The following is a 25,206-nucleotide window of genomic DNA, read 5'->3' as shown; positions in this document are numbered from 1 at the left end:
TTATAGGCTGAGTGTGGTATATCGGCTAATCCGTCTCACCCTCACTCGATCTGGTCTTGGAACGCAAATGAAATGGAAGAGCAGAAGCATCAGAGAACTCGCTCACATGGTTTGTGGAGACACTGATTATTTTCTTTATCGTTCAAGTAGTTACATTACTGAGTTCTTTCAAGACTGTGACTTAGATTATGCACACGACGGTTCAACCCGGTGGGCGTGGGTTGCTAGCAGGCTTGAGGAGGTGCTGGCTCAGCCGCATCCCGCGTCTTCGGTACCGCCTGATGCTTTCCTCCGAATCATCCGCGCAACTATAGACAAGGGTGATGCGCAGGACGGCGATCCGGACAGGAGCAAAGCACTTATAACGCTTAACGCTGTGTTGGCGCGCGAAGGCTGGGAAGCGTTCTACGACGAGCACGACATAGGCCAATTGCGGCACATCGCCACGAACACTATTGCGCAGATGGCAAACCCTCATCGTCCCCTGACACCAGCGGAGGTGGAGCGCCGAGAGCTGCTCACTAAGTACCTCGACAAGTCCTCCGAAGATGAGCTGATCGAAGAAGTGTTATTGCCTCTGTTCCGTCAACTTGGCTTTCATCGCATCACGGCAGCCGGTCACAAAGACAAGTCATTGGAGTATGGCAAGGACGTGTGGATGAAATACACGCTGCCGACCCTTCATGTCCTCTACTTCGGCATCCAAGTTAAGAAGGGCAAATTGGATTCAGCAGGAGTTGGAAAAACTGGTTCAGCAAATGTTGCGGAAATTCACAATCAGGTGAACATGATGCTCGGACACGAGATTTTCGACTCGGAGGTGAATCGGCGAGTGCTGGTTGACCATGCGTTTATCGTCGCAGGCGGTGAAATTACAAAGCAGGCAAGGAACTGGCTGGGTAACAAACTGGATGCCTCGAAGCGTTCTCAGATCCTGTTTATGGACAGGAATGACATCCTCGACTTGTTCATCGTTACGAACCTGCCGTTGCCAAAGAATGCACTGTCGCCTAAGGAGGTAAAAGACCCCTTCGACGACATACCGTTCTAGCGAGCGTCCGTGTACGTGGTCGGGAAGCGACACCGACCACGGATTGACGGTTGGTGGCCGATAGTTGCCCGTTCTGCCCTTAGTGTGGATGGCTGTCTCAGGGTATTGGTGAAGTGACAACGACGATGGAGGGCAGCGAAGATTTGGTGCCAAAATCAGTTCCGCAATGAAAAATCAACGTCGCGTAAAATAAGGTCTTCGGCCGTTTTGATGCGTCACAAATGCGGAAAGATAATTTTATTAACTGATTGAAATTTATGACTTTATTTGTGGATTGCAAATCCGCCTACGCCGGTTCGATTCCGACCTCGGCCTCCACTCTTAGAAACCCCGTAGATTAACGTCTACGGGGTTTTTTATTGGGCGCTGGAAAAGGTACGCGTACCAGAAACGTTGCCCGCAGTAGGCGCAGTGCCCGCCGTACTTCAGGCACACTTGCTCGCGCTCAGCTTTCTTCAAGCGCATAAGGTTGCTTGCCGCTGTAGCGGCTGACTTTGGGGGAGAGAGGGCGAATAAATATTTGTGGCGTGGTATTTCGTTCAGATTCGTACAAGTCGCATAATCGCCGCCTAAATATCAGGGCGATGCAGATGAGACGAAGAGGCAAGGTTTTCCGGGATTGGGCGGATCCTTCGCTTCACACTCGGTCCGTGGACGAGCGGCAGGCCGACGGTACCCTGTTAAACGTTCAAGTCCGCATGTCACTTCTTGGAAGGACGGAGTTGTTCATAGGTGTTTACAGGGCGGATGAGAAGATGCTTTTTGAGGAGGCACCTGAATCGCTGCCCGGCGAAACCATGACGGAGGCTTTGGCGAGGGGGCTTGATTTGGCGAGGCTGAAAGCCCCGAGTGCTATCCGGACAATTACCAACTCGAAGCCCGAGAAGCTTCCCCGAGCGGGCTCAAATCAAGCGAAGCGGTAGCTCGTCTACGCTACGGAACGTTTGGCATCAACGCTTTGTCCTCAGTTAGACGGGTACAACACGGAATTTCCGGCTAGACCTGTCGCAAGGCGAATGTATGAGCGGATTAGATGACTTCAGGTTCAAATCTCACCAGCTCTTAGTCGAACTCGACGCAGCCACCAGCAAAATGATGATGATGGTTTCCGCAAAGGAAGTAGCGGGGGCTGACTGGGACGCCGCGACCCTACGCCATCACGATGCCTTCGAGGCTTGGAACTCTTTCCTCAACTCCCCCGAAAGACCTTTGGATAAACCGGTGCCGCCGACTCACTAGCGCTCGCTTGCAGATCATGGGCATTCACAACCTTCATGCCGAGGCATTCGGCGATCAGGATTCCGGGTAAAGGCGGGTAAAGGGGACTGATTTATTTTATTTCAAGTCGTTCAGCCCCCATGCTTTTTGTTTTAGTGCGGTTTTAAACAATCCAACGCCTGATCTGCCAACGTCCTAGCCATGTCTATCAGGTGAACGGTGGAACACGCCATGCCCCGGTTTTCTCCTGTTGATCCCTGCACAGCACCTTCAGCCGTTGCGGCTGCACAGCGCAGCAATTCAGAGATTTGGGCGATTGCGTCTTCAAAGCTGACGTCTTGGTGAACGGTAAATATTGGGTGGGAGGCGGGATCGGGTTGGAGGTAGTGACTCAAGGCGCGATCAAAAGCTTCGCGGTCCCGGGTGGTACGAGGTGGGTCTGGAACGATCTTGTCCATGCATAAGCTCCTACTGGTGGTGAGCCATCCTGGTGTCGGTCTCACTCGACAAAAGGTGGCAGCTATGTGCAGGGTGAGAAAACCGGACAGTAGGACTCCGGCCAGACCGAAGTCTGCCCGCACACAGCCGCCATAGAGCATGCTACAGACGGTCGTGGCGCTTGGCGCCTACTGGTTCCGGATTCTCACACCCGGTCGCTGATATGCAGCGACGGAGCGAAGACTAGCCAGTGATTCCAGCGGCCACAAGGCCAAAAGATTCTCTAGGAAACGTCCCGCAAGTTAAAGCGATTTGCCTTGCTGGCCCTTAAAAAACCGAGAAGATTTTAAACAGAGGAGGCAAGGTCAAGGAGACGGATTTATCTGATTACGTCCCCGACTCTAAATAGCCCCGCAGATTAACGTCTACGGGGTTTTTATTGCCTGTTGGAAAGTGTAATGGACGAAAAAAAGCCCGCAATCACGGGCCTTTCTCATTGCATCCCAACTTACTTGAACAGGCCGCCAATGGCGTTGATCGCATCCGCAGCCTTGTTCACGTTTTGCTGGCGTTGGGGATTGGTATCCACCTGCGCCTGAGCGTTGTAGGTGCTGTTGCTGCAGCTTTTGTTGGTTTGAGTCAGCGCTGCCTGGAACGCGGTCGCGCGCAGGGTATCGCCCTTGGCATTGGCCGCGTTGATATTCGTCTGCAGGTCGCGGATCTGTTGCTGGCAGGAGGCGTTATTGGCGTTGACGGTGTTGTTGCTGTTGCTGGCGCCACCCAGGGCAGCTGACAGGGCGCCCGTGAGGGCAGTCAGGTCGGCGGCTTGGGCGGTGAGGGTGAACAGGCTGAACAGGGCGGCGGCGGGTGCGAGTTTGGAAAAGCGCATGGCAAACCTCAATGTTTTATTGCCTGCGCACATCCGGGGGCCCGAGCAAGCGCAGAACAATATCCGTATAGAAGTGAGCGCTCGGGTGCTGCGAAATATATTTGGTCAGTTTTTGACCTTCAATAGCGAAACGCCATAAATGTGAGTTGTTTCACGTTGTTTCTCGCAGATTGGTGGGCTACGACGGCGGGCGTTTACTTGAGACGAAGTACCTGAATGGCTACGCACTGTGCTGCTTCACTTGGCGCAGTACCCACCCGACAGCCGCGTCAGCAGCGTCAATGCAACGATTGCCCAGCCAAAGTTGAGTGCGACAAACATCCATTCAGGTGGATTTGCACCGAGGAAAAGCATCGAAGTAATGGTTAAAAAAACCACCAATACACCAAGAGGAAGCCAGTACCAAAGATTCGCCTGGCACTGAGACTCTTCTGTCTTCAACGGGTTATCTTCAGGGAGCGTCATGTTCGTTCGGCCTCGGTAACCTGCTGCGTCCTTGCCGGTGTTGAGCTCAAGAACGCTATCCTGAGCAATGGGTGTAGACGGTGCAAGGATAGCGAGGCTTCATTACGCTCTGCATCCTGAAAAGGGGCGGGTGGTCAAGGTAAGGCCGCCCGCCACTGACGTCACGTGAAGGTAGATGAAGCTTGCCGGGTAGCCGCTGCCGGACCTGACGTGCGCACACAATAGGCAGCCCCCGAATGAATGGACCCTCGTCCTGCACATAAGCGTATGGTAGGTGTTAAACACGCGTATTGAGGTACCCACCATGGACGATCGGCTCGGCACCCGCCTGAAAGAAGAACGCAAGGTCCTGGGGCTTTCCCAACAGGAGTTCGGCGCGATTGGCGGTGTCGCTGCGAATGCCCAGGTGCATTACGAAAGCGGTGCTCGACTGCCCAAGTCCGATTACCTGATAGCTATCCGGCGCAAAGGCGTGGACATACTTTACGTGCTGACGGGGGAGCGGGCGGTTATCAATCTGGACACGCTCAGCGACAAGGAAACGTTGATCATCAACCATTACCGCACGCTGGACGGGATGGATCAGGATGCGATTGCGCAGATCACTTCCTCGTTGTCTGACAGCTAGCAACGAGGAAGTCCCGGATTTGCTTTGCGCCAGGCTAGAAGCTGTCGGTCGTCCTGAAGTTGCCGCCGCCTGTACTGCCTGACGACGGAAGGCTGATGGTGTTGTTATTGCTGTTGCTGTCGACGGTGATGACACCGTAGCTGATAGGGCTGATCGATGCGCTGACATAGCCCCGCGTCGAGCCGGCGGCTACCTGGCTGCGGCGCACGATTTTAAGGCCCCGGCCAAGCACATCCACCACTTGCCCAAGTGTCACGTCCTGCGTCATGTAGCCGGCTACCAGCCGCTCGAAGTCTGTCGACAGGTCAAAGTAAACATCGCGACCGGTAAAGTCATCGGTGCGAACTCTACGCTCCAGATCTTTGGCGCGCTGGTAGTCGCTCTTATACAGCTTGATTGCATCCTCGGCCTCCGCCAACTTCTGTAACACCATTACCAAGCGCAGATGCGAAGTTTGCAGTCGCTCCACGATCAGGTCGTCAGCCGCGTCCGGAGTCTGGCTGGCGAGGTCAATCAATTCGCCGATGCTGCGGGTTTTCAATTGGTCAGTGAGCAACTGCCGAGCACGCTGGTACTGCGGGTCTTCGTTGCGCAAGTAGCTACCGAGCTTTTCCTGGATAGCATTCGCCTGGCGCTTGGCGTTGTCGATCACCTGTTGCAGGGCGTCGAGCTCGGGTTGTATTGAGGCCTGCCCGAGTTGGTCTCGTGCCTGAGTCAGTTGCGCATCGACACTTGTGCTCAGGTTGCTGATCAGATCGCTGCGTTCGGCCTGCAAGGCTTCGTTTCGCTCATCAAGGGCGATCAGGCTAAGCTCGTTTTTGCGGTTGGCGAGGTAATTCACCTTGGTGGCCAGCCAGTTGTCCATCCAGCGGTTCAGTCGATTTCGCCGGTATTGGTCGGTGCCGAAAGCGTGCCCGCGCAGGTAGACGTAGACCAGGTTCGTATCATAGCCACGGCGCTTCAGCGCGCACTCCTGGCGCAGTTCCTCATAACCGCTGATGTGTTCGCGGTGGGCGGCTTGGGCCAGGTCCAGTTGCTCGACCTGCCGCGCATAGTCCGGGTTCAGCTCCAGAGAGAGCCGGGCTTGCTGGTCAAGAGAGTCGGCCCGTGCTTGTAGCTTTTCCTTGCTGGCCAGCGCCCGGGCCACGTCGTGCTCAGCCTCACGCAGCTCCCGGTGGAGCAAGTCCTGAGACTGTTGGCGCATTTTCAGGGCGGAGGCAACTTGCACGTTCTGCGTGTCGCCCAGTTGCAGGTGCAGGGCGGCGATGTGGCCCAGGCGCAGTGTCAGATCCTGCTCCAGCGCCAGTTGCTCGGCGAGCAGTTCAGACAGTTGTCGCTCGGCCGTACGAATCCTCAGCTCGGCGTTGCGGGAGTTACGTTCGGTGATGCCGATCAGGGTGTCAGGCGTCATGTCTTCACCACTCCAATATCGTTTCGAGCGGGTCGGTGGTCCGTTGGCTCAAATAGGTGACTTCCATTCTGCCCGCCGGCTTGCGGCCGATCACGCGGTGGGTCAGGTGGCCGTCGTCGAGTTTGTCGGCCTTGACCTTCAGGTATTCGGCCTGCGGCACCCGCACAGCGAACTGGCTGGCCCAGGCGCCGGTGCCGGTCTCAGTGCTGACGGTGGGCAGCAACACCGGCCTGTCCGACAGGTCGACGGCTTCAACAACCAAATACCAGCTCTTGCCCTGGGTCGAACCAGGATTGGAATTACACAGCGCCTTGTCGTAGCAGCGCTCGACACCAGACGGTGTGCCGGGCCGGTCAACAACCCGGATGGTTACCTCCTTGGGGATCAGTTCGGTGTTGGCACGCAGGGCCCTGATTTGGCCGCCGGCTTTTTCGATCTCGAATTTCCCGATGAGGTCTTTGATCATGACCAATTCGGCCTGCATGCCAAGCGTCGCTTTGCTGTCGGCGGCGGGCAGGTGAATGTCGGCGACCTTGCGGGTCAACTCGTTGAGCTGGTCGGTCATCGGCTGGACCGCCTTGACCTTGGCCAAAAACGCTTCCAGCACGGCAATCTGTTCGTTGGCGTAATCGACCCCCGAGGTATCGACCATGGCCAAGGCATGTTCGGCCTTGGTGTTCAGGCGGGGCAGGGCACTGAACACATCGCTTCCCTCAAGATAGGCCGGATCCTGTTGCACGGCGCTCAGGCGAGCCTTCAGGTTGGCGATGTCTGACTGTTTCTGTGCCACGTTCGTCTCAACGGCGATGGCCGCTCGTTGAGCCTCTTGGATTTCGTGCCTGGCAACCATCACACGGCTGCATTGCACCACCAGCAAGGTGACCGCGATGAGCTGAATGACGAGTATGCCGCGATGGCGCTTGAGCAGTACCTTGCTCCAGAACCGGTCAAGCGCACTCAGTTCCGGGGCCTCGAACACCAGGCGTTTGGAAAAGAATTCGCGCACGCCCTGGTCGATCTGCGCTTCGGTGAATTGAATGCCGTTGTTCTGGTAATACTCACGGATGCGCGCCGCCACTTCGGCACGGCGTTGAGGCAGGCTCAGGTCCTTTTCCACGGCCATCTGCTGGTGGCGCAGTTGATCCACCAGCGCCATCGCGCCCAGTTGCTCGGAGAGGAGAATGTCGCTCATCAAGCGGCCTTGGTCAGCAATGCGGCGAACTTGCGTTTGGCCTCTTCGACGGCTTCGGCGATGTCACGGGACGCGTTGCTGGATTCAGCGCGGTAGGTTTCCGTCAGGCCGTGCATGTCCGTCTGGAAGCTCAGGGTGGCGTCGGCCAGGGCGCGCACCGAGTCGACCTTGATCGTGGTGCCGTAGCTGGCCTGGACCGCCGCTTCCAGTTGCGTGTTGCCGGTGCTGCCCAGGGCTTCAAGGCCCTTGCTGATGCCGTCGGTGGTGGCATTCAGTGTGTTGGTGGCTTCGGCCAGGCCGCTGTTGCTGGTGAACGACACGGCGAGGCCGGTCAACACCACTTCGTTGGTGGAGAAGAACGAGACCATGCGCTGGTACTGGCGCTCCTTGATCACATGCACCTGGTTGATCCGGGCGAAGACCATTTCGGCCGTGTTGTAGCCGACCTTGAGGTCGTCGGCAATGTCTTTGACGATCTGATAGCGCTTGTCTTCGTCCTGCAGGGCGCGTACGGCTTCGTCGCGGCGCAGCTCCAGGGCTGCGCGCTCGGCCGGCGCCAGGGTTTCGGCAGCCGTGACTTGGGCGTTGGCCTCGTTCAAGGCCTGGGTCCGCTGCTCCAGCACCCGGCCGGCCGTGGCGAGCACTTGCTGGGCATCGACCTCGGCGGCTTTCATGGCCATGCGGAAGTCCAGGTAGGCCTCCAGAATCACGGTTTCTCGGGCGATCTGGTCATTGGCCGACTTGCACACCTGCAGGTATTTTTCACGGATCTCGCTGAAGCGGCTGGGGATCGAGCCACGACGCAGGTTCATCCAGCTCAGCTTGAGTTTTTCCAGCGTATCCAGGCGCCCGTCATCCATCCAGCCGGCCATGGCGGCCGCGTCTTCGCGGATCGAGGTGAAGCTTTGGGTGATGTCCATGAAGCGTGTGGAGATATCCATCCCGGCGATCTGTTCGCGAACCACGCTGTTGAAGGTGGTCGACTGTTGCAGCACGGCAGCGATAGCGGTGACTTTGGCGGTGTCGTACTGGGCCACGCGGTCCAGCAATACCAGGACCGGTGCATCTGGAACCGGCTGCAGAAGATTGATGCCCAGGGTCCGCAGGCCCGTCAGCGCGCGGTCGAGGTAGTTGCTCATCGAGTGTCCTTTCAGGATGTGTTCGGCACAGGTGCAGAGAAGTGCGCAAGTATACCGATCAATGAAGGCAAACCAATGGCAGTTTGGTGGGAAGGCGCTTGCTGGCAGGCCTGACGAAGTGTATGCCTGTATCTCCCCGTAGCTGTACGGGGCGCAGGCTGGCGCAACGTTCTACTGTCACGGCCACAGTACTCGTTCGGATGTCGCGCCATGCTTATGTCTTCAAGCCTATTGTCAGCCTTTGCGCTGTTCGCCTTTGTGTCCTCAATCACCCCTGGCCCCAATAACACCATGTTGCTGGCGTCGGGGGTGAACTTCGGTTTTGTCCGCTCGATTCCCCATGCACTGGGCATCAGCATTGGCTTCATGTTGTTGGTGATCGCGGTGGGCTTGGGGCTGGGGGAAGTGTTCAAGGCGTTGCCGTGGGCCTATACCGTATTGCGCTATGTGGGGGCGGCGTATTTGCTGTACCTGGCGTGGAAGATTGCAACCTCCAGCGCGATGTCCGATGACACCGATGACAAGCGCAAACCCATGACCTTTCTCGGCGCGGCGGCGTTTCAGTGGGTGAACCCCAAGGCCTGGGTCATGGCGCTGGGTGCTATCACCACCTATACGCCTGCCGACGGTTATGTCACCAATGTGCTGTTGATTGCGGCGGTGTTTGCCCTGGTGAACCTGCCCAGTGTTTGTGTGTGGGCCGGCTGTGGCAGCGGCTTGCGCAATGTGTTGCGCGAGCCGCGTTGGTTGCGGCTGTTCAACTGGTCGATGGCGGGATTATTGGTGCTGTCGTTGTATCCGATGTTTTTTGCCGGCTGAAACTCCCTCTGACGTCAGGCGAGGGGAGGGATCCTAGACCGGTGAGATGGTGGCAAGCAGACCAATCGCAATGGTCAGCGCAAGAAAACCGAACAGGAAAAATGCCATCTTAGCCATAAGGCCTCCGAAATGAACGGGCCGGCAGGACGGTTCCTGTCGGGCTCCACGGGCGTGTCGGGAGTGGGTGTATTGTCAGGGCTGGACGGGTTTCGATACAGGGTCAGATGCACAAGAAAAAAGCGTATCAGATGCTCCCCGGCGTCGCAGGTGCCGGAAAACGGGGGGCGCTGGTTTTCAGGGATCAGGCGATAAATAGCGGCTCAGTTCGGTCAAGGAACTAACCTTTTGTGCGGGGTATCGTATTCACCATCCCACACAGGAGGTTTTTCATGAGCATTGGGGCGAGGTTAAAGGCAGAACGTGCCAGGCTTGGCTATTCTCAAGCGGCGCTGGGCAAGGTCGGAGGCGTTGAGACCAATGCCCAGGGGCGTTATGAAAACGGCGTGCGTTTTCCACGGGCAGATTACCTGGCGGCGGTTGCCAAGGTCGGTGTCGATGTGTTGTTTGTCATCACCGGCAATCGCGCCGACGATGGCAACACCGCTTCAGCCAAGGCGGCCGAGGCATTGGACAGCGCCACCGAGTGCCTGGAGAAGGCAAAAGAGTTGATTCACTGAAGCGGTTTGCATCGGGGCGAGTGGGCAAATGGGCAAAACGTTGGCTGCGCTGTCGTTTTTGATGACCCTGGTTTGGGTTTCAGTGGTCATTGCGGTAATGACTTATCTTTCCTGATGCGCCTGGTGGCGAGTGCGGCCGTTGCACAAGCGGCCGGCGCTGCTATTGCCCACCACCGCTGCCGAAATCTGTAGATCACTGATCTGGCGAGCTTTTTTGTTTGCCGGGGAGCGGCCTGTTTGTTTGAAAAAGCCCGCGCCCGACCTTGCATCGAGGGGGCTGGATCTATATATTCCCTAGCCTGCTGCAACGCTCAAGGGCTTTTGAAGCTGCTTGGCTCGCTGTATAGCGCTACCGCCCGAATGGCGAAACTGGTAGACGCATGGGACTTAAAATCCCCCGCTCGTAAGGGCGTGCCGGTTCGATTCCGGCTTCGGGCACCACAATATTCAAGGACTTGCGTGATTTATCAGGCAGGTCCTTTTTTGTTTCCGCTCTGCAATTTCAAATGTTGCTCCGCAACTCACTTGGTTGGCGGATGCCCAGTCAGGCTTTTTACTGAGGTTATTAGTCTGATTCGAACACGATGGATCTTAGGTAAACTCAAGGATGTAGTAGATGCGTAATACCTGGTTGCTGCTGTTTGTTTCGTCCATCGCCCTTGCTGGTTGTGGCGGGATCCCCTCTGTTCCCTATGTCGATCCGCCTCAGTCCGACAATACGGCCCGAGTTCGTGTGATCACCAATTCCAATGTGTTTGGCGACAGCGTAACTGGCAGCTGTGCCCCGGATACTCGCCACAAAATGGCTGAAGCGGGTCGCTTCTCAGAGGACGGACAGCCGAGCATTAACTACCCTCAGTACCCACTTAAGCCGGCCAATCTTGGAATGCCGGGAAGGGTTTCACCCAAACTTCAGCAGTACATCGGAGCCGTTCGGATGGCCGAAGGCTTGTACACCGAGATGGTGGCTGAGTACCGCGTTAAAACAGATGCACCCTTCCAGGTTGCGACATTAGGCGCGTCGGCCGGCAGCTACGGTAGCACTTACGCTATGTGCCCAGGCCAGGCGAAAGTATTCGATTTGAAGCCCGGAAAAGACTACGAGGTTCTGGTGGGACTCAGCAGCGCACCCAACGCGGATGGAAATGCGGTGATTGTGTGCATGTTTGGCGTGGTCGAGCTTATCTCTGTTCCTAACCTGCCGATTGCATGGCCGAAAAAACTCGGGGGCACGCTGTCGCCACAGAAGCTTTGCAAGGGTTAAGTAGCACGGCTCATATTTTTTACTTGGTTTCCACATCTGAGCCCAGCGCGATTGCTGGGCTTTTTCGTTTTTGGCGCCAGAAATAAGAAGCCCGGCGCTGGGCCGGGCTTCGAGGTAATAGCGTCTGAAACTAACGATGCTTGTTCTTGTGTTTATGCTTGTTCTTGCCATTGTGCTTCTTGCCATCAGATCGATGATTGCTCTCATCGTCCGCCAGGTTGTTTCCTAGCGCGCCACCCGCGGCGCCGCCGAGACCTGCACCGATCGTCGAGCCCGTGGAGCCGCCGAGGCGATTACCAATAAGTGACCCGCCAGCTGATCCGATACCGCCACCTAACGCGGCTTCCGCTCTGTTGCCTCTTTGAGCGCCGACAGCACTGCCGGCAGCACCCCCTACGCCTGCGCCTACCGCCGCGCCCGTTGAGCCGCCGAGCTGTTGACCTACGATATTGCCAAGTGCACCACCAACGCCGCCTCCAAGAGCGGCTGTGCCATCTCCGGCTGCCATCGAGCCTTGCGAAATGAGGACACCCAGAACCAGGGCGGGTAGTGTCATTTTCATTTTTTGAACCTCTATGGGTTGTCAGCAGGCGCTCACGGTTTAAAGCACGCCTGGCATTAGGACTGGAGCGAAAGTTTGAAGTTCTCTAAGGGCAGTGCCCGCAGGCGAATGGTTGTAACAAGATATGCCGTGTTGGGTCTGGCTGCAGTTGGCAGGTACAGGACTGACAATATGACGGGAAGCTGGCAAGCATCATAGGGATGGTTACGCTAGGGTGCAGATTCAGCGGTGATTCTGCCGACATGGCGCTTATGTCGGCCGGCCTAGCATGAGGAGATCCTATGTCCACTTCCAAGCTCACTTCACGGGTTTTCAGCACGCCCCGTCACACGACGCATTATGTAGAGCAGGGGCCTGCCGATGGCCCATTGATGATGTTCCTGCACGGTTGGCCTGAGCTCAGTTTGATCTGGCGTGCGCAGCTGGAAGCGTTCGCAGCTAAAGGCTGGCACTGCGTCGCACCCGACATGCGCGGCTATGGTGGCTCCTCTGCGCCTGCCGCGATCGATGCGTACACGATTGAAAACATCGTGGCAGACATGGCAGAGCTTCATGACCACCTCGGTGGAATGCCCGCAATCTGGGTGGGGCACGACTGGGGCAGCGTTGTGGCGGGTGAGTTGGTCGCTCATGAACCTCAGCGCAGCCGTGGCGTGGTGCTGATTTCGGTCCCGTACTTCCCCTCCACGAACGCGCTGCCGACGCTGGTGCCGCTGGTAGACCGAGGGATTTATCCGGCGGACCAGTATCCAGACGGTCAATGGGACTATTACCGCTACTACAACACGCACTTTGCGTCCGCCGTCGCAGATCTTGATGCGGACAAAGCAGCCTCGCTGGCGTCGATTTATCGGCGAGGCGACCCAGCGAGCATCGGCAAGGTTGCATCCAATGCCGAAGTGACCAGCAAAGGCGGGCGGTTTGGCGAAGCGCACCGGGCGCCACCCACCCGACCAGACCCCGCGCTCTGGCCCGAGGCGGACTTCGCTGTGTTGGTGCGGACTTTCGAAGAGCAGGGTTTTGGCGCGCCCTGCGCGTGGTACCTGAACGACGATGCCAATATCGAGTACGCCCACCGAGCGCCCAACGGTGGACGCCTGTCATTGCCCGTACTGTTTGTGAACGGCGATTACGACCAGATGAATACCATCAAGGGCAATCGGTTGGGCGATCCAATGCGTGCGGCCTGCGCAGATCTCAGCGTGACAAGCGTGTCCGGCGGGCATTGGCTGCCAGTGGAGTGCAAGACGGAACTCGTTGAGGCCATCAGTACCTGGCTACAAAGTAGAGAACTCGGTAGTTGATCGTTATTTAGCGTCTTTGAGATCGCTCTACCTCTGCTTATATTGCCCGGGTTGTTCGCGATGGCTGGCGGAACGTATGATCGCCACGAGTGCCCTAATCCGGGCGCTGAGACTCACACCCTTTGAAGGACATGAGCATGGAAAAGCACTTCGGTAATTCAGGCCTGTTCAAGGCTGCTTCGTATCACTGCAACACGCTCCTGGGCAGCGGCATCGCTCGCTGGGAGCTGAAAAATATTGCGTTGAATACGAAGGAGTTTTTGATATGTCCAAAGAACTACTCGGAGTTTCTGCTCTAGGGTTGATGGTGCTCGGTGAGTTTTGTGCAATCTACAGTGAGGTGGTAACCGCCAAGCTTGCCCAGACAGGTCATGAGTCATGGGAAGGGTTCGTCATTCCCGTTGTGATCATGTGTTTTGCCGGGCTTTGCCTGCTGGGTGCATATTGGCTGGGGTACATGGCTGTCGGTGATATCTGGATCGTCACCGTGGTCTCAGTCACCTCTTTGTTGCTGCTTGAGCCCGTGGTGGTCTGGTCGTTGTTTCATGAAGCACCAGGGCGTGGTGCACTCATCGGGTTCGTCCTGGGAGCCTTGGGCATGCTTTCCACTGTACTGCTTTAACTCAGCCCCTGGCCTGGCGAACAAACGCTGGGTCAGATCCCCCCCAGTGGTTTTCTTCAACTGTTCCAGCAGGTGCCCCCATGCAAAGTTCTCCTCCTGAAGGCTTACCCACCTATCGGATTCTGACAGGCAAGGACGATGCCTCCTTCTGTCACCGAGTCTCTGAAGCCCTTGCTCTGGGCTACCAGCTTTATGGTTCGCCAGCGGCAACTTTTAACGGCGAATACGTTGTCGTGGCACAGGCCGTCGTTTGGAATCCCGATAACTAGCCCGTCTCAGTGAGCGACGCGCGAGGTGGAGTCACGACGACTCAGCCATGAACAGGGACGGACATTGCCGGTGATCAATTCAGCCTTGCGGGTATGGTGCGCAGTCAGTGTGCTGTGCATCGCCTCGTTTACCATGGTGACTTCCGAGTTCGCCCCCATTGGTTTGCTGTCGCAAATATCTGCCGACCTGGATCAAGCCCCCTCTACCGTCGGGCTGACCGTAACGCTATACGCCTGGATCGGGGCGGCCAGCGGCTTGCTATCCAACTGGTTGAACCGCCGGGTTCCCCGCAAGGCGCTGCTGATTGCGTTGATGTTGATACTGGCCTTATCAAACGGCCTGGCAGCGTTTTCCCCTGAGTTTTCCTCTCTGCTCGGTGCCCGCGCCGTCGGCGCATTGGCCCATGGCGTGTTCTGGGCCATCGTGGCAGCCACCGCCGCGCATATTGTGCCGTCGTACCGCGTGGGGCTGGCCACCTCGATTGTGCTGGGCGGCATCACGATCGCCACGGTCATGGGCGTACCGCTGATTAATCTGGTGGGCCAATACGATGGTTGGCGCACGGCCTTTATGTGCCTGGCCGTGATGTGTCTCGCCAGCGCCGGTGCGATGGCCCTGGTGCTGCCTTCCCTGCATATTCCCTCACTGGCCAAAGGTCTGGGCTTTGCGGTGGTGCTGCGGCGCAAGGACCTGATGATCACCTACGTCATCACCGGCCTGACGGCGGCCGCGCATTTTGGCGCCTACACCTTTGTCGAACCGTTTATAGGCCAGGTACCCGGCATTACTTCGTATTTGATTGCTGTATTGCTGTTTGCTTTCGGCGCCGCAGGTTTTCTGGGCAACCTGCTGAGCGCGCTGTTTATTGATCGCTACTTGAAGGCGTTCATTTTGCTGGCGCTGGTTGCGATGGCATTGGCGTTGGTGACCTTGGGTATCTACGGTCCGCTGCTGGGGCTCGCACCCGTGGTGACGTTACTGGTGATCTGGGGCGTGGCCATTTCCGCTTTGTTTACCGGCCTGCAGACGTGGGTCTTGAGGATCGCCGGAGATCACATGGTACCGGCGACTGCTCTCCATACCGCCGTGCTGAACAGTGCAATCGGGCTGGGTGTGATTATCGGAGGGAGCGCGTTGGATGTGGCCGGTTTCAAGGGGGCGATGCTGTCGGCCGGCGTGGTGATTGTTCCGGCTATTGTCCTGATGATTGCAGCAGGGCTGCGCGCTCGGGCAGCTCCCGTTTTGTCGTAGCCTGAAATTTCGGGCGCTATAAAGACCGCAGCGCGTTAAAGTAATCGGCCTTTTGAGACGCAGCATAGCGTCGGATGATTAGCCTCACTTCGCACACCAGAACGTCAACGGAACTGCGTTTATGAAATACAGCTGGATCGCACTTGTCTTACTGCTTTGCGCCTGCACGAGCGGCCCCAACCACCAGGAGCAAATGGTAGAGAAGCGCTTATGGGAATATCAGTTGCTCACTCACCTCAACCACTTCAAGTCCTATCCCGAAGAGGCTCGCCTGCAAAGGCTGACCGGCATGGTCAGAGTGGCCTTTGTCGTCGACGCCAAAGGCAACCTGATACGCCACAAAATTGTCAGCCATACAGGCTCGGATCTTTTCGTCGGGGCTGTGGAGGCGTTGATTCCGGCGGCGTCGCCAGTGCCTGCGCCGCCGCCCTCCATGCTGCGTAAAGGCGAAATCGAAGTGGTGGCGCCCTTTGTATTCTGCATCGAGCAGGGCGCTTGCACCGGCTCACCGCCGCAGCGAATTTAGCGAAAATCGGTGGACAAATAACAGGCAAAGAAAAGCCCGCGATGGGGAACGCGGGCTTAAAGGTTTTCACCAGGAGCTGAGATGACCATAGGCGCCTGGGTGTGAAAGGTGTGTGAAAGAACAGCGCATCGCACCGCCAGTTGGACATTTCCGAGCCCCGGCGTTTGCCGGGGCTTTTTCGTATACGGCGTCCAACGCCTCACGGGAACAAGTATTCAAAAACGCAGTCATAGCGATGTGCCATCTCGGCAGGTCAGAAAGGAATCAATTGATGTCTATCATGGGTAAAGCTTCGTTCGCTGTTATCGCGTCGTTGTTGATCGGTGCAATGGCCCCGTCAGTTCAGGCGGCGAGTCCGGCGCGGTGGGGGGAATTCGGTGCGTCGGTCGGTAACAAACTCACCGCGAGCAGTTCGGGCGCAGGTGGCGAATATTTCCTGCACCCGTCGGACATTTCGGTAGGTGACATTCAGGACATGCGCGACTTGCTCAAGCGCAATGACAGCGAAATCCAAAGCCTGGAAAGCAAGCTGGACGGCCAGGCACGCGCCCTTGAAGACCTGAAGAAAAACACCGGCTCAAGTTCCAGCTCCAGTGACGGCCAACTGTCGGAGCTCAAGCGCACCGTATCCGATCAGAAAAACACCATCGACAAACTCAAGAGCGAGATTGAAGACCTGAAGCGCAATTCAAGTTCCAGCTCAAATTCTAGCTCCAGCGAACTGTCCAGCCTCAAAAGCACCGTCAGTGATCAGAAGCGCAGCCTTGAAGACCTCAAGCGCAGTGTCGACAACCTCAGCAGCAAGGTGAAGTAAAAGCCCATCAGCCGTATTGGCGCAGAAAGGCTGGGCAAGGTGTCTACCGTTACTGTGCTTTTTACCGGCCCAAACGGTGGGACATGACCACCATCGGGATCGCAGTGATGTCGGTGCTGAATGGGATTTCTGCCAGGCGTTCAAAGCCGCAGCGCTGATAAAACCGTTGTGCGCTTTCGTTGGTGTTGAGTACTTCGAGCCACAGCAGCGGTTGCTGGTGGGTGCGTGCAAGCTGGTGCACATGGTCCAACAACTGCTGCCCGTGGCCTTTGCCGGCCTCGGACTTCAGGAAGTAGATTTTTTGCAGCTCTGCGCCCGTTTCCTCGCTGCCTGGGATCGCCCGGTTCCAGTTGATTTTGGCGAACCCAACGGCGCGTGCCTGCTCATCCCGGGCGAGTAACCAGCAATGCGCGGCGGGACGCTCAAGGGTGTCTTGCAGCGATTCGGGAGAGAAGTCCTTGTCCAGGAAATCCTGCATCCCCGCCGGGCTCCAGATGGCCGAGAAGTGCTCGGTGTAGGTCTCGATGCCAATGTCACGCAGCACCGCAATATCGCTGACCGTCGCCTGTTTGATATTGATCATCTTCCCTGCTCCATAAAGCGCACGCCTGTGCGACGCCCGGTAGGTTACACCGCTTTACCCGGGTGTATGGTAGACCGGGCGAACACCGGATTATCTCTGGAGAGAGAGGTGACTATGAGCACGCCCATGCTGAACAAACTGCATCTCAATGGCTATGACATCGTGCAGGTCAACAGTGGCCCGTGGCGGGTCTGTACCAAGGCCGACCGCCTGGCATCCTTCGGCTCCCGTGAGCAGGCACTGGCCTACGTCGCTGCGCTGCCGGGGTACAAGGCGAGGTCGAGGCCGGTGGCCAATGATGCTTGAACCTCAAAAGCCTCGGTCAGTCCGGGGCTTTTTATTGGGTCTCCCTTGAGCAATACATAAACGGTGGCGAGGGAGCTTGCTCCCGCTGGAGTGCGAAGCGCTCCCAGGATTTTGGGGCCGCTGCGCAGCCCAACGGGAGCAAGCCCCCTCGCCACATAGAGGATAGGGTGCGATGATTCGAAGCTGATTAGCCCCTAGGAACCGGTCATGTCCCTGGCAACCTTATTTCTGTTCGTCATGATGAGCGCCGCGATTATCGCGATTCCTGGCCCGACGGTTTTGCTGGCCCTGCAAAACGGTTCGCGCCACGGTTTGCGGGCGGCGTTCTGGGGCATGGCCGGAGCGGTGTTGGCGGACGCGTTGCTGGTAACGGCGGTGGCTTGCGGCCTGGGGCTGTTGCTGGCGGCCAGCGAAGGGTTGTTTCAGGCACTGAAATGGATCGGTTCGGCGTACCTCATCTGGATCGGCTGGCAGATGCTGCGCGCACCCCAAGCCGCGTTGCCCACCGTGGGCGAAGGTAAAGACAACGGCACCCGCACAGCGAGTATTTTCACCCGCAGTTTCCTCGTGGCGATTTCCAATCCCAAGGCGTTGTTGTTCATGTCGGCGTTCCTGCCGCAATTCGTCGACAGCACCCAAGCGCAACTGCCGCAGTACGCGTGCCTGCTGCTGGCGCTGTGTGTGCTGAATGTCAGCATCATGATGTTCTATGCGGTGTGTGGGGCACGCCTGCTCAGTCGCCTGCGGCCCGCACACTTGCAGCACTTCAACCGTGGGGCGGGTGGGTTGTTGATGACAATGGGCGTGCTGTTGGCCGCCTATCGTCGTGCCCCGGCTGCTTGAGCTAGACGAATGGCTGGCCGCTGAACCCGCGTGGCAGGCGCTGACGGCCTGGGAGGTCAGTCAGGCGCTGTGTCCAGGCGCTGCGCCAGTCACCGGCGACATGTTCCGCTTTAGATCTGCGTGCAGCACGTCGGGCGGCGTTGCGTTGGGTGCGGCGGGCTTCCTTGAAGGCTTCGGTGTTACGGCAGGTACGGCATTTGACTCGCTTCAGTTCGGTGCTGGAAGGGAGGTTATTGCCGTGATGACCGCAGGCAAGGTGGCCGGCGACTTTGAAGTGAATGACCATTTAAGCGTCTCCTTCTGGGGGGATGCGTCGCATCGGCAAGCTGTTGATGCGCGCGGGCAGGGCGGCCAGCCGTTGGCTTACTTCACCGCTCTGTCCTTTATGACAGTTCGCGGCCCCATGCGTTCGTTTGAGGGGATTTCGCGGCAGTCGACACCCATAACGCCTGCTGCTGTTCGTGACGCACTCGCTCGTTTACTCTCCAGGCACACACACAATGTGAATGGAGTGGAAGATGAGTCATCAAGAGTCCCAGGAAGGCGGCTGCCGTTGTGATCGGGTGCGGTTTATCGTGACCGAAAAACCACTGATCACCATGGCGTGTCATTGCACCGGTTGCCAGAAGATGTCGTCCAGCGCGTTCTCCTTGAGCGCGCTGATCCCCGCCAGCGGATTTACCATCACCCAGGGCAACCCGGTGATCGGCGGGTTGCATGGCGTAGACCGCCATTACTGCTGCCCGCACTGCATGAGTTGGATGTTCTCCCGCCCGAATGGCGTCGAGGACCTGATCAACCTGCGGCCCACCATGTTTGATGATGTCAGCGGCTATGTGCCATTCATTGAAACCTGGACCAGTGAAAAGCTGCCGTGGGCGTCCACGCCGGCGCAGCACAGCTTTGCGCAGCTCCCGGAGCGGGAGGATTTTCCCGCGCTGATTCAGGCGTACGCCGAATACAGCGCCGGTTGAACTAGTCCATCAGCGCCAGCAGGTCGGTGTCGCCCACGTCGCGCCCGGCCTGGGTCAGCAGCGTGGTCACCTGGCCCCGGTGGTGGGTCTGGTGATTGAAGAAGTGCACGAGTAACGCATGAAAATTCTTGTGCATGGCCGTACCTGCCATGTTGCGGTAGGCCAGTGGCTGGTCCAGCTCCGGCTCGCTGATGGATTGCGTCCAGTCGATGATGATCTGGTCGAGCCAGGCGCGATGGGCCGACAGTTCACGGATATTGGCGAAGGCCAGTTGATCCAGGCGTGGCGGCAATGCCAAGGCGCTTAATGGCGTCAGCGCGGCAAAGCCTGCCGGATGCTCGGCGAAACGCTTGAGCCAGACGCGGTCACCCAGGGCGAGGTGGTTCAGCGTGCCAAGGATCGAGCCGAAGAATGCACCACGGTCGGCTATCAGATCCGCGTCGCTCAGGCCGCCGGCCGCCTCGTACACCTTGCGGTTCATCCACTGGTTGTAGGTCGCCATCAAGGCAATCTGCTCGGTACGGGTCACGTGGGGCTTCCTCGATAGGCGGGTGGCACCATCATAAAGCGCGCCTGTCGGGCGGTCATGGTGTTCTGGCGCAGCCGGTCTATTGTTGTTGATCTGGAACTCTGCGCCCTGGGAGGGTGACACCATGAATACCGGCGATCTACTGGAACAATTGCTGCGCGCGGGCCAAGGCTCTACGAGCCAACAGGGCGGCTCTGCACCGGCGTCTCAGGGCGGGCTGGGTGGCTTGGGCGGGCTGCTTGGCGGTTTGCTGGGCGGCCGTGGTGCTTCGGCTTCAGGCGGTGGCGGCCTCGGTGGTTTGCTCGGTGGACTGGGCGGCATGCTCGGCGGAACCCGCACCGCGCCCCAAGCGCGCACCGGCGGCACCAACTACGCGGCGCTGGCGTCCCTGGGCATGATGGCGTTCCAGGCGTATCAGGCGTGGCAGCGGCAACAGGCGTCGGCGCCGCAGGCGGCGTTGCAAACGGTTGATCAATTGTCTGGGGCGCAAGTCGAAGAGCACAGCCACGCCGTGCTGCGCGCATTGATCGCGGCGGCCAAGGCAGATGGCGAGATTGATGAGCGCGAGCAGCAAATGATCTCGGCCGAGATCGGCAAGCACACCGATGATCCCCAATTGCAGGCGTGGCTGGATGCCGAGGTGGCCAAGCCGCTGAATGCGGCGGATTTTGCCGAGTTTGCCGGGGACCCGGCGGTGGCGGCCGAGGTGTACCTGGTCAGTGTGCTGCTGGTGGATGACCAGCAGGACGCGGAGCGCAGTTATCTGGATGAGCTGGCGGGGCAGTTGAAGATTGATCCAGAGTTGCAGGTGCACCTGGAGCAGCAGGCCAAAGGACAGGTTTAAATCGCTATTTACGGTCATACCAAGCCTGTGGCGAGGGAGCTTGCTGTGGCGAGGGAGCTTGCTCCCGCTGGGCTGCGTAGCGGCCCCGGCATCTTTGGGAGCGCTTCGCACTCCAGCGGGAGCAAGCTCCCTCGCCACATGTTGATCATCGTCTGCGGATTAGAACCGCAACGTGGCCCCCGTCGTGAGCCACTGATGTTGATCCCCGATCAAACTGCGCCCTACCACCAGGTCCACATCCACATTCTTGCCGATGTGTAGCCTTGGCCCCGCCTGCCACGCCTGGTCGCCACCTTGCTGGCCGTAACGTTCGGCGATCAGCGTCAGCGAGTCCATCACGCTGTATTCAAACCCGGTGCCCCAGGCCGGCCGATGAGTCTGGTCGCCGTCGTTGTAGGCATGGCTCCAACCCGCGTTGAAGTTCAGCCGCAGGGCTTCCATGGGCTGCCAGGTGAAGGGTACGTTCAAGTCCGCGCCATCAAACGAATGCTGACGGTTCAATGCGTAATGCACGCCGGCAGACGCGGCCAGTTCCAGGCCCAGGTCTTCCCGGGTCCACAGCTGGGCCTTGAGCTGCGGGTTCACCTGGGTTTCCCCATCGCCTTCATGGTTGGCCCGTGACACGGCGGCGGTCCATTGCAACCAGGGAATGGCAGCGGCGGTGCAAGCGGGCGAAAGGGTTTCGCTGTGGGTGGAGCCGTCGTGTCGATTGGCGGTGAACCAGGCGTCGACATTGCATTCGCCCGGGGCATTGATCGCGCCATCATCGACCACGTAGGAGCCGCCGGCCGCATTGGCATTCGACATCAGGCTGAGCACCAGCACGATGCCCGCCGTCACACCGACGAAAATCAGGTTGCGCCGCACCGCCCGACGCTTGGAGGCGGACAGGGGATGAAAGGTTACGTGGGTGCTGCGGTTGCGGTATTTGGCGAAACCGTCAGGGGTGTGCTTCTTGTACATGGTGAACCTCGATCAACAGCCGGTGGCGTGTCCCGACCGGACTTGGCAGGGACGCGCCGTGATTCAAATGGAAAAAGGTGTGCAACGAGATGCGGCTACAACTGGGTTCTTCGTTCATGTCCGGATGCTCCAATAAGGGTTGATTCAGCTGTCTACGGTCAGCACATGGATGCCACAGGCCTTGGCCTGGCTCACCAGTTCCGAGGTGTCGTCGCCGCCGGGCAGCGCGATGATCACGTCGGGGCGGCTGTCCGTGAGCATGAACTGGTTGCGGTGACGCTCGGCTTGCTTGCCATGGCGTTGCCAGTTGGGTGGGTAACGCACCACATCCACCCCCGTTTCCCGGGCCCAGTCCTCCACGTCGCTGCCCAGGAACTGACTGCCGCCGTGGATCAACACCTGCACCGGGCGCAGGCGGTGATAGGCATCCAGCACCTGGCGGGACATTTTTGTATCGGCGTAATGACGACCTGCACAGATCAAGACGCGCATGGTGATGTTTCCTTGTATTGCGTATTGCCATTTATCGACGCGGGCGCAGCAAGCGGATGCATGTGCTGTTCAAGCTGCTGGAGAAACCCAGCATGAAGCGCATTTCCACGGCACTGAGCACGTTGCGCGCGTAGAGCCGCACGCCCAGCACCATCACCGCCTTGGCGGCCTGGGCGAGGGCGAATACCAATACGGCGCGTGCGGCGTTGTCGAGGTAGCTCATGAGTGTTTTCATCGCCTCTCTCCATCAAAGGCTGCGGTTACTGCAGGAGCGAGCTTGCTCGCGAAAAAACCGAGAGCACTGCGTTTAGCCAGGGAACCCGCGTTATCGCTAACGACCTTCGCGAGCAAGCTCGCCCCTACAGAGAGCCGCTCAGTACCACTGCTTGAAGCGGCGGATGTAGAGGGTTTTCATCAGTTGAGCCACGCAGCAGTAGGCGACCAGAGTGCCCACCAGCCATGGGAAGTACGCCAGCGGCAGCGGCTCCAGGCCCACCATCGCGCCCAGCGGCGAGAACGGTACGTAGATGCCCAGCGCGATCACGATGCAGGTCATCATCATCACCGGCCATGCGGCGTTGCTCTGGAAGAACGGGATCTTGCGGGTGCGCAGCATATGCACCACCAAGGTTTGCGAGAGCAGCCCCTCGATGAACCAGCCGGACTGGAACAGGGTCTGCATTTCCACGCTGTTGGCCGAGAACACGTACCACATCAGGGCAAAGGTGGTCATGTCGAAGATCGACGAGGTCGGCCCGATCCAGATCATGAAGCGGCCAATGTTTTTCGCGTCCCACTTGCGTGGCTTGGCCAGGTATTCCTTGTCCATCTTGTCCCACGGCAAGGCCAGCTGGGAGATGTCGTACATCAGGTTTTGCAGCAGCAGGTGAATCGACAGCATTGGCAGGAACGGGATGAACGCACTGGCCACCAGCACCGAGAACACGTTGCCGAAGTTGGAGCTGGCGGTCATGTTCAGGTACTTCATGATATTGCCGAAGGTCTCGCGGCCTTTCAGCACGCCTTCTTCCAGCACCATCAGGCTCTTTTCCAGCAGGATGATGTCGGCGGATTCCTTGGCAATGTCCGTCGCGCTGTCCACCGAGATACCCACGTCGGCATCCCGCAGGGCCGGTGCATCGTTGATGCCGTCGCCGAGGAAACCCACGGTGTGGCCGTTGGACTGCAAGGTCTTCAGTACTCGCGATTTCTGCAGTGGCGTCAGCTTGGCGAAGACGGTGCGTTCCTCAACCCGCAGCTTGAGGGTAGCGTCGTCCATCGCTTCGATTTCCACACCCAGCAACGGTACGCCAGGCTCCAGACCGACCTGACGGCAGATCTTGCTGGTGACGATGGCGTTGTCGCCGGTGAGCACTTTGACCGCCACGCCAATTTCGCGCAGGGCAGCAATCGCCGGGCCCGCGGTTTCCTTTGGCGGATCGAGGAAGGTCAGGAAGCCACGGATCACCAGGTTGCGTTCATCGGTTGTGGTGTACTGCTTGCGTGCGACGGCCTTGGGAATATTGCGGGTGGCCAGCACCAGCACCCGGAAGCCGTCCTCGTTGTAGTCCTGGGCAATCGCCAGCAACTCGTTGCGACGACGATCATCCAGCTCGACGGCAACGTCACCTTCCATCACGTGGGTGGAAATGCTCAGCATCTCCTCGACCGCGCCCTTGCACACCAACAGGTGATCGTTTTGCGCGTCCTTGACCACAATCGACAGGCGACGGCGGATAAAGTCGAACGGCAGTTCATCCACCTTGCTGTAGGCGAACGGTATCTGGAACTTCGGGTTCTGCTCCGAGAACTGGACGACCGCCTGATCCATCAGGTTCTTCATGCCGCTTTGGTGATGGCTGTTGAGCCAGGCCAGGGTCAGCACCGAATCATCACGGTTGCCGAAGGCGTTGACGTGGTGCTCGAGGATGATCTTGTCCTGGGTCAGGGTTCCGGTCTTGTCGGTGCACAGCACGTCCATCGAACCGAAGTTCTGGATTGCGTTGAGGCGCTTGACCACCACCTTGCGCTTGGCCATGGCGGTTGCGCCCTTGGCCAGGTTGGCGCTGACGATCATCGGCAGCATTTCCGGGGTCAGGCCTACTGCGACCGCCAGGGCGAACAGCAAGGCATCGCTCCAGTCACCTTTGGAGAAACCGTTGAGGAAGAACACGATCGGCGTCATCACCAGCATGAAGCGGATCAACAGCCAGCTGACGCTGTTCACTCCACGGTCAAACGCGGTTTGCACCCGGGAGCCGACAATCGCCTTGGCCAGGGAGCCAAAGTAGGTGCGCGGGCCGGTGGCAACCACCACGGCTTGCGCCCGGCCACTGACCACGTTGGTGCCCATGAAGCAGATGTTCGGCAGGTCCAGCAGGTTGCCCTGGTCGGCCGCCGTGGAAGTGGCGGATTTTTGCGTGACGTCCCCGAGGGTGTCGTACTTCTCCACCGGCAAGGCTTCGCCGGTGAGCACGGCCTGGCTGATGAACAGGTCGCGGGACTCGATCAGGCGGATGTCGGCCGGGATCATGTCGCCGGCAGACAGTTGCACGATGTCGCCAGCCACCAGGTCGCGCATCGGCACTTCCCGCAGGGTCGGCTTGGAGCCTACCTGCTCGCGGCGCAACACGGTGGCGGTGGTGCGCACCATGGCCTTCAAGGCCTCGGCGGACTTGGCCGAACGGTGTTCCTGCCAGAACCGCAGCAGGCTGCTGAGCATGACCATGGTCATGATAATGATGACTTTGGTCAGGTCGGCTTCTTCACCTTCCTGCAACGGCAGCCAATAGTCAGTGACGAAGCTGATGGCGCCGAGGGTCAGCAGCACATAGATGAACGGGTTGTTCAGGGCCTGGAGGAATTGCACGATGGCGTGAGGCGGCTTGTCGTGGGCCACCTCGTTGTAGCCTTCACGTTGCAGGCGAGCAGAGGCATCCAGTTCGGTCAGGCCATCCTTGGTTGCCCGGACATTGGCGAGGGTTGCCGAGAGGCCGTTCTGGGCTTCGCGGGCAGCACGCATCGACAGTTTGGTGTCGGTGTCTGTGCCGTTTTTCTTGTGCAGTTTCGGGTTTTTTACTGCGCTCATTGTGTGTACTCCTGTCGCCAATTTTTCGACAAAACATACCCGGT

31 protein-coding genes and 1 tRNA gene are annotated in these 25,206 nt (G+C 58.5%); 18 read left to right on the top strand and 14 right to left on the bottom strand.

Going from position 1 to position 25,206, the window contains the following annotated elements:
* Positions 1–67: 67 nt before the first annotated feature.
* Positions 68–1,051: a restriction endonuclease gene (locus NVB75_RS04930; RefSeq protein ID WP_258346261.1), complete on the top strand. Its 984-nt coding sequence runs from the start codon at positions 68–70 to the stop codon at positions 1,049–1,051.
* A 1,020-nt stretch (positions 1,052–2,071) separates the two neighbouring features.
* On the top strand, positions 2,072–2,290 hold the full coding sequence (locus tag NVB75_RS04920; protein ID WP_258346259.1) for a hypothetical protein: 219 nt from the start codon (positions 2,072–2,074) through the stop codon (positions 2,288–2,290).
* A 131-nt stretch (positions 2,291–2,421) separates the two neighbouring features.
* On the opposite strand, the gene NVB75_RS04915 is transcribed toward NVB75_RS04920, so the two are convergent.
* The 3 genes from NVB75_RS04915 to NVB75_RS04905 all read right to left on the bottom strand — a co-directional run bounded on the left by NVB75_RS04915 (position 2,422) and on the right by NVB75_RS04905 (position 4,061).
* The gene (locus NVB75_RS04915; protein ID WP_258346258.1) at positions 2,422–2,727 is read right to left on the bottom strand and encodes a DUF6124 family protein; all 306 of its coding nucleotides are present in this window, start codon (positions 2,725–2,727) and stop codon (positions 2,422–2,424) included.
* Between the two features lie 488 nt (positions 2,728–3,215).
* Positions 3,216–3,596 carry a DUF1090 family protein gene (locus NVB75_RS04910; protein WP_258346257.1) on the bottom strand — a complete coding sequence of 127 codons (381 nt, stop codon included), beginning with the start codon at positions 3,594–3,596 and terminating at the stop codon, positions 3,216–3,218.
* A gap of 237 nt (positions 3,597–3,833) precedes the next feature.
* Positions 3,834–4,061 (bottom strand): hypothetical protein, encoded by a 228-nt coding sequence (locus NVB75_RS04905; RefSeq protein ID WP_258346256.1) that lies wholly within the window; start codon positions 4,059–4,061, stop codon positions 3,834–3,836.
* 304 nt (positions 4,062–4,365) lie between these two features.
* Between NVB75_RS04905 and NVB75_RS04900 the strand changes: the two genes are divergently transcribed.
* Complete coding sequence (locus NVB75_RS04900; RefSeq protein WP_076013958.1) at positions 4,366–4,689, top strand: helix-turn-helix domain-containing protein; 324 nt, start codon at positions 4,366–4,368, stop codon at positions 4,687–4,689.
* A 34-nt stretch (positions 4,690–4,723) separates the two neighbouring features.
* Here NVB75_RS04900 and NVB75_RS04895 read toward each other — a convergent pair whose 3' ends face one another.
* From NVB75_RS04895 to NVB75_RS04885, 3 genes are read right to left on the bottom strand one after another with little or no spacing between them, the layout of a single operon-like run.
* Entirely contained in the window at positions 4,724–6,100 is a 1,377-nt protein-coding gene (locus NVB75_RS04895; protein ID WP_258346255.1) for a hypothetical protein, read from the bottom strand.
* Positions 6,101–6,104: 4 nt separating this feature from the next.
* A complete protein-coding gene (locus NVB75_RS04890; RefSeq protein ID WP_258346253.1) occupies positions 6,105–7,292 on the bottom strand; it encodes a DUF6384 family protein in 1,188 nt (395 codons plus the stop codon).
* Entirely contained in the window at positions 7,292–8,431 is a 1,140-nt protein-coding gene (locus tag NVB75_RS04885; protein ID WP_258346251.1) for a merozoite surface protein 3b, read from the bottom strand. The genes NVB75_RS04890 and NVB75_RS04885 overlap by 1 nt, the downstream gene beginning before the upstream one ends.
* Before the next feature lie 210 nt (positions 8,432–8,641).
* Here NVB75_RS04885 and NVB75_RS04880 point away from each other — a divergent pair, with 210 nt between their 5' ends.
* The 4 genes from NVB75_RS04880 to NVB75_RS04865 all read left to right on the top strand — a co-directional run bounded on the left by NVB75_RS04880 (position 8,642) and on the right by NVB75_RS04865 (position 11,191).
* The gene (locus NVB75_RS04880; protein WP_076013962.1) at positions 8,642–9,250 is read left to right on the top strand and encodes a LysE family translocator; all 609 of its coding nucleotides are present in this window, start codon (positions 8,642–8,644) and stop codon (positions 9,248–9,250) included.
* A gap of 389 nt (positions 9,251–9,639) precedes the next feature.
* A complete protein-coding gene (locus NVB75_RS04875) occupies positions 9,640–9,927 on the top strand; it encodes a helix-turn-helix domain-containing protein (RefSeq protein WP_258346249.1) in 288 nt (95 codons plus the stop codon).
* A 354-nt stretch (positions 9,928–10,281) separates the two neighbouring features.
* Positions 10,282–10,368, top strand: a tRNA-Leu gene (locus NVB75_RS04870).
* A 175-nt stretch (positions 10,369–10,543) separates the two neighbouring features.
* Entirely contained in the window at positions 10,544–11,191 is a 648-nt protein-coding gene (locus tag NVB75_RS04865) for a hypothetical protein (RefSeq protein ID WP_258346248.1), read from the top strand.
* 130 nt (positions 11,192–11,321) lie between these two features.
* On the opposite strand, the gene NVB75_RS04860 is transcribed toward NVB75_RS04865, so the two are convergent.
* A complete protein-coding gene (locus tag NVB75_RS04860) occupies positions 11,322–11,753 on the bottom strand; it encodes a hypothetical protein (RefSeq protein WP_258346247.1) in 432 nt (143 codons plus the stop codon).
* 281 nt (positions 11,754–12,034) lie between these two features.
* Here NVB75_RS04860 and NVB75_RS04855 point away from each other — a divergent pair, with 281 nt between their 5' ends.
* From NVB75_RS04855 to NVB75_RS04825, 7 genes are all read left to right on the top strand, one after another.
* Complete coding sequence (locus NVB75_RS04855; RefSeq protein ID WP_258346246.1) at positions 12,035–13,057, top strand: alpha/beta hydrolase; 1,023 nt, start codon at positions 12,035–12,037, stop codon at positions 13,055–13,057.
* A gap of 137 nt (positions 13,058–13,194) precedes the next feature.
* A complete protein-coding gene (locus tag NVB75_RS04850; protein WP_166742167.1) occupies positions 13,195–13,356 on the top strand; it encodes a hypothetical protein in 162 nt (53 codons plus the stop codon).
* A gap of 5 nt (positions 13,357–13,361) precedes the next feature.
* Entirely contained in the window at positions 13,362–13,679 is a 318-nt protein-coding gene (locus NVB75_RS04845; RefSeq protein ID WP_258348531.1) for a hypothetical protein, read from the top strand.
* Positions 13,680–13,759: 80 nt separating this feature from the next.
* Positions 13,760–13,948, top strand: coding sequence for a DUF1737 domain-containing protein (locus NVB75_RS04840; RefSeq protein WP_167664952.1), 189 nt, complete (start codon positions 13,760–13,762; stop codon positions 13,946–13,948).
* A 70-nt stretch (positions 13,949–14,018) separates the two neighbouring features.
* Positions 14,019–15,200, top strand: coding sequence for an MFS transporter (locus NVB75_RS04835; RefSeq protein WP_258346245.1), 1,182 nt, complete (start codon positions 14,019–14,021; stop codon positions 15,198–15,200).
* A 121-nt stretch (positions 15,201–15,321) separates the two neighbouring features.
* Positions 15,322–15,726: a TonB family protein gene (locus NVB75_RS04830; RefSeq protein ID WP_076013979.1), complete on the top strand. Its 405-nt coding sequence runs from the start codon at positions 15,322–15,324 to the stop codon at positions 15,724–15,726.
* A gap of 271 nt (positions 15,727–15,997) precedes the next feature.
* Positions 15,998–16,540 (top strand): alpha-helical pore-forming toxin family protein, encoded by a 543-nt coding sequence (locus NVB75_RS04825; RefSeq protein ID WP_258346244.1) that lies wholly within the window; start codon positions 15,998–16,000, stop codon positions 16,538–16,540.
* Positions 16,541–16,601: 61 nt separating this feature from the next.
* Here NVB75_RS04825 and NVB75_RS04820 read toward each other — a convergent pair whose 3' ends face one another.
* On the bottom strand, positions 16,602–17,123 hold the full coding sequence (locus NVB75_RS04820; protein ID WP_258346242.1) for an N-acetyltransferase: 522 nt from the start codon (positions 17,121–17,123) through the stop codon (positions 16,602–16,604).
* Between the two features lie 114 nt (positions 17,124–17,237).
* Here NVB75_RS04820 and NVB75_RS04815 point away from each other — a divergent pair, with 114 nt between their 5' ends.
* Both NVB75_RS04815 and NVB75_RS04810 read left to right on the top strand, forming a co-directional pair.
* Positions 17,238–17,429 carry a DUF2188 domain-containing protein gene (locus tag NVB75_RS04815; RefSeq protein ID WP_258346241.1) on the top strand — a complete coding sequence of 64 codons (192 nt, stop codon included), beginning with the start codon at positions 17,238–17,240 and terminating at the stop codon, positions 17,427–17,429.
* A 207-nt stretch (positions 17,430–17,636) separates the two neighbouring features.
* On the top strand, positions 17,637–18,272 hold the full coding sequence (locus NVB75_RS04810) for a LysE family translocator (RefSeq protein ID WP_258346239.1): 636 nt from the start codon (positions 17,637–17,639) through the stop codon (positions 18,270–18,272).
* A 1-nt stretch (position 18,273) separates the two neighbouring features.
* Here NVB75_RS04810 and NVB75_RS04805 read toward each other — a convergent pair whose 3' ends face one another.
* A complete protein-coding gene (locus NVB75_RS04805) occupies positions 18,274–18,558 on the bottom strand; it encodes a hypothetical protein (RefSeq protein WP_167664945.1) in 285 nt (94 codons plus the stop codon).
* Between the two features lie 232 nt (positions 18,559–18,790).
* Here NVB75_RS04805 and NVB75_RS04800 point away from each other — a divergent pair, with 232 nt between their 5' ends.
* On the top strand, positions 18,791–19,246 hold the full coding sequence (locus NVB75_RS04800; protein ID WP_167664944.1) for a GFA family protein: 456 nt from the start codon (positions 18,791–18,793) through the stop codon (positions 19,244–19,246).
* 1 nt (position 19,247) lies between these two features.
* Here NVB75_RS04800 and NVB75_RS04795 read toward each other — a convergent pair whose 3' ends face one another.
* A complete protein-coding gene (locus tag NVB75_RS04795) occupies positions 19,248–19,775 on the bottom strand; it encodes a DinB family protein (RefSeq protein WP_258346235.1) in 528 nt (175 codons plus the stop codon).
* Positions 19,776–19,899: 124 nt separating this feature from the next.
* Here NVB75_RS04795 and NVB75_RS04790 point away from each other — a divergent pair, with 124 nt between their 5' ends.
* A complete protein-coding gene (locus NVB75_RS04790; protein ID WP_258346234.1) occupies positions 19,900–20,619 on the top strand; it encodes a tellurite resistance TerB family protein in 720 nt (239 codons plus the stop codon).
* Positions 20,620–20,778: 159 nt separating this feature from the next.
* On the opposite strand, the gene NVB75_RS04785 is transcribed toward NVB75_RS04790, so the two are convergent.
* From NVB75_RS04785 to mgtA, 4 genes are all read right to left on the bottom strand, one after another.
* Positions 20,779–21,582: a hypothetical protein gene (locus NVB75_RS04785; RefSeq protein ID WP_258346233.1), complete on the bottom strand. Its 804-nt coding sequence runs from the start codon at positions 21,580–21,582 to the stop codon at positions 20,779–20,781.
* A 144-nt stretch (positions 21,583–21,726) separates the two neighbouring features.
* Positions 21,727–22,074: a DUF2493 domain-containing protein gene (locus NVB75_RS04780; protein WP_010171459.1), complete on the bottom strand. Its 348-nt coding sequence runs from the start codon at positions 22,072–22,074 to the stop codon at positions 21,727–21,729.
* Between the two features lie 31 nt (positions 22,075–22,105).
* Positions 22,106–22,309: a hypothetical protein gene (locus NVB75_RS04775; RefSeq protein ID WP_258346232.1), complete on the bottom strand. Its 204-nt coding sequence runs from the start codon at positions 22,307–22,309 to the stop codon at positions 22,106–22,108.
* Positions 22,310–22,447: 138 nt separating this feature from the next.
* The gene (gene mgtA, locus NVB75_RS04765; RefSeq protein ID WP_258346231.1) at positions 22,448–25,162 is read right to left on the bottom strand and encodes a magnesium-translocating P-type ATPase; all 2,715 of its coding nucleotides are present in this window, start codon (positions 25,160–25,162) and stop codon (positions 22,448–22,450) included.
* Between the last annotated feature and the right edge of the window lie 44 nt (positions 25,163–25,206).

The sequence above is a fragment of the Pseudomonas sp. CBS genome (genome assembly GCF_024734645.1).
Taxonomy (GTDB): Bacteria; Pseudomonadota; Gammaproteobacteria; order Pseudomonadales; family Pseudomonadaceae; genus Aquipseudomonas.
This window is presented reverse-complemented; position numbering and strand designations above follow the sequence as displayed.

Excerpts from the sequence above, each read along its gene's own strand:
- NVB75_RS04930 (WP_258346261.1), top strand. The coding sequence starts at position 68 with ATGAAATGGAAGAGCAGAAGCATCAGAGAACTCGCTCACATGGTTTGT.
- NVB75_RS04920 (WP_258346259.1), top strand. The coding sequence starts at position 2,072 with ATGAGCGGATTAGATGACTTCAGGTTCAAATCTCACCAGCTCTTAGTC.
- NVB75_RS04915 (WP_258346258.1), bottom strand. The coding sequence starts at position 2,727 with ATGGACAAGATCGTTCCAGACCCACCTCGTACCACCCGGGACCGCGAA.
- NVB75_RS04910 (WP_258346257.1), bottom strand. The coding sequence starts at position 3,596 with ATGCGCTTTTCCAAACTCGCACCCGCCGCCGCCCTGTTCAGCCTGTTC.
- NVB75_RS04905 (WP_258346256.1), bottom strand. The coding sequence starts at position 4,061 with ATGACGCTCCCTGAAGATAACCCGTTGAAGACAGAAGAGTCTCAGTGC.
- NVB75_RS04900 (WP_076013958.1), top strand. The coding sequence starts at position 4,366 with ATGGACGATCGGCTCGGCACCCGCCTGAAAGAAGAACGCAAGGTCCTG.
- NVB75_RS04895 (WP_258346255.1), bottom strand. The coding sequence starts at position 6,100 with ATGACGCCTGACACCCTGATCGGCATCACCGAACGTAACTCCCGCAAC.
- NVB75_RS04890 (WP_258346253.1), bottom strand. The coding sequence starts at position 7,292 with ATGAGCGACATTCTCCTCTCCGAGCAACTGGGCGCGATGGCGCTGGTG.
- NVB75_RS04885 (WP_258346251.1), bottom strand. The coding sequence starts at position 8,431 with ATGAGCAACTACCTCGACCGCGCGCTGACGGGCCTGCGGACCCTGGGC.
- NVB75_RS04880 (WP_076013962.1), top strand. The coding sequence starts at position 8,642 with ATGCTTATGTCTTCAAGCCTATTGTCAGCCTTTGCGCTGTTCGCCTTT.
- NVB75_RS04875 (WP_258346249.1), top strand. The coding sequence starts at position 9,640 with ATGAGCATTGGGGCGAGGTTAAAGGCAGAACGTGCCAGGCTTGGCTAT.
- NVB75_RS04865 (WP_258346248.1), top strand. The coding sequence starts at position 10,544 with ATGCGTAATACCTGGTTGCTGCTGTTTGTTTCGTCCATCGCCCTTGCT.
- NVB75_RS04860 (WP_258346247.1), bottom strand. The coding sequence starts at position 11,753 with ATGAAAATGACACTACCCGCCCTGGTTCTGGGTGTCCTCATTTCGCAA.
- NVB75_RS04855 (WP_258346246.1), top strand. The coding sequence starts at position 12,035 with ATGTCCACTTCCAAGCTCACTTCACGGGTTTTCAGCACGCCCCGTCAC.
- NVB75_RS04850 (WP_166742167.1), top strand. The coding sequence starts at position 13,195 with ATGGAAAAGCACTTCGGTAATTCAGGCCTGTTCAAGGCTGCTTCGTAT.
- NVB75_RS04845 (WP_258348531.1), top strand. The coding sequence starts at position 13,362 with ATGGTGCTCGGTGAGTTTTGTGCAATCTACAGTGAGGTGGTAACCGCC.
- NVB75_RS04840 (WP_167664952.1), top strand. The coding sequence starts at position 13,760 with ATGCAAAGTTCTCCTCCTGAAGGCTTACCCACCTATCGGATTCTGACA.
- NVB75_RS04830 (WP_076013979.1), top strand. The coding sequence starts at position 15,322 with ATGAAATACAGCTGGATCGCACTTGTCTTACTGCTTTGCGCCTGCACG.
- NVB75_RS04825 (WP_258346244.1), top strand. The coding sequence starts at position 15,998 with ATGTCTATCATGGGTAAAGCTTCGTTCGCTGTTATCGCGTCGTTGTTG.
- NVB75_RS04820 (WP_258346242.1), bottom strand. The coding sequence starts at position 17,123 with ATGATCAATATCAAACAGGCGACGGTCAGCGATATTGCGGTGCTGCGT.
- NVB75_RS04815 (WP_258346241.1), top strand. The coding sequence starts at position 17,238 with ATGAGCACGCCCATGCTGAACAAACTGCATCTCAATGGCTATGACATC.
- NVB75_RS04810 (WP_258346239.1), top strand. The coding sequence starts at position 17,637 with ATGTCCCTGGCAACCTTATTTCTGTTCGTCATGATGAGCGCCGCGATT.
- NVB75_RS04805 (WP_167664945.1), bottom strand. The coding sequence starts at position 18,558 with ATGGTCATTCACTTCAAAGTCGCCGGCCACCTTGCCTGCGGTCATCAC.
- NVB75_RS04800 (WP_167664944.1), top strand. The coding sequence starts at position 18,791 with ATGAGTCATCAAGAGTCCCAGGAAGGCGGCTGCCGTTGTGATCGGGTG.
- NVB75_RS04790 (WP_258346234.1), top strand. The coding sequence starts at position 19,900 with ATGAATACCGGCGATCTACTGGAACAATTGCTGCGCGCGGGCCAAGGC.
- NVB75_RS04785 (WP_258346233.1), bottom strand. The coding sequence starts at position 21,582 with ATGTACAAGAAGCACACCCCTGACGGTTTCGCCAAATACCGCAACCGC.
- NVB75_RS04780 (WP_010171459.1), bottom strand. The coding sequence starts at position 22,074 with ATGCGCGTCTTGATCTGTGCAGGTCGTCATTACGCCGATACAAAAATG.
- NVB75_RS04775 (WP_258346232.1), bottom strand. The coding sequence starts at position 22,309 with ATGAAAACACTCATGAGCTACCTCGACAACGCCGCACGCGCCGTATTG.
- mgtA (WP_258346231.1), bottom strand. The coding sequence starts at position 25,162 with ATGAGCGCAGTAAAAAACCCGAAACTGCACAAGAAAAACGGCACAGAC.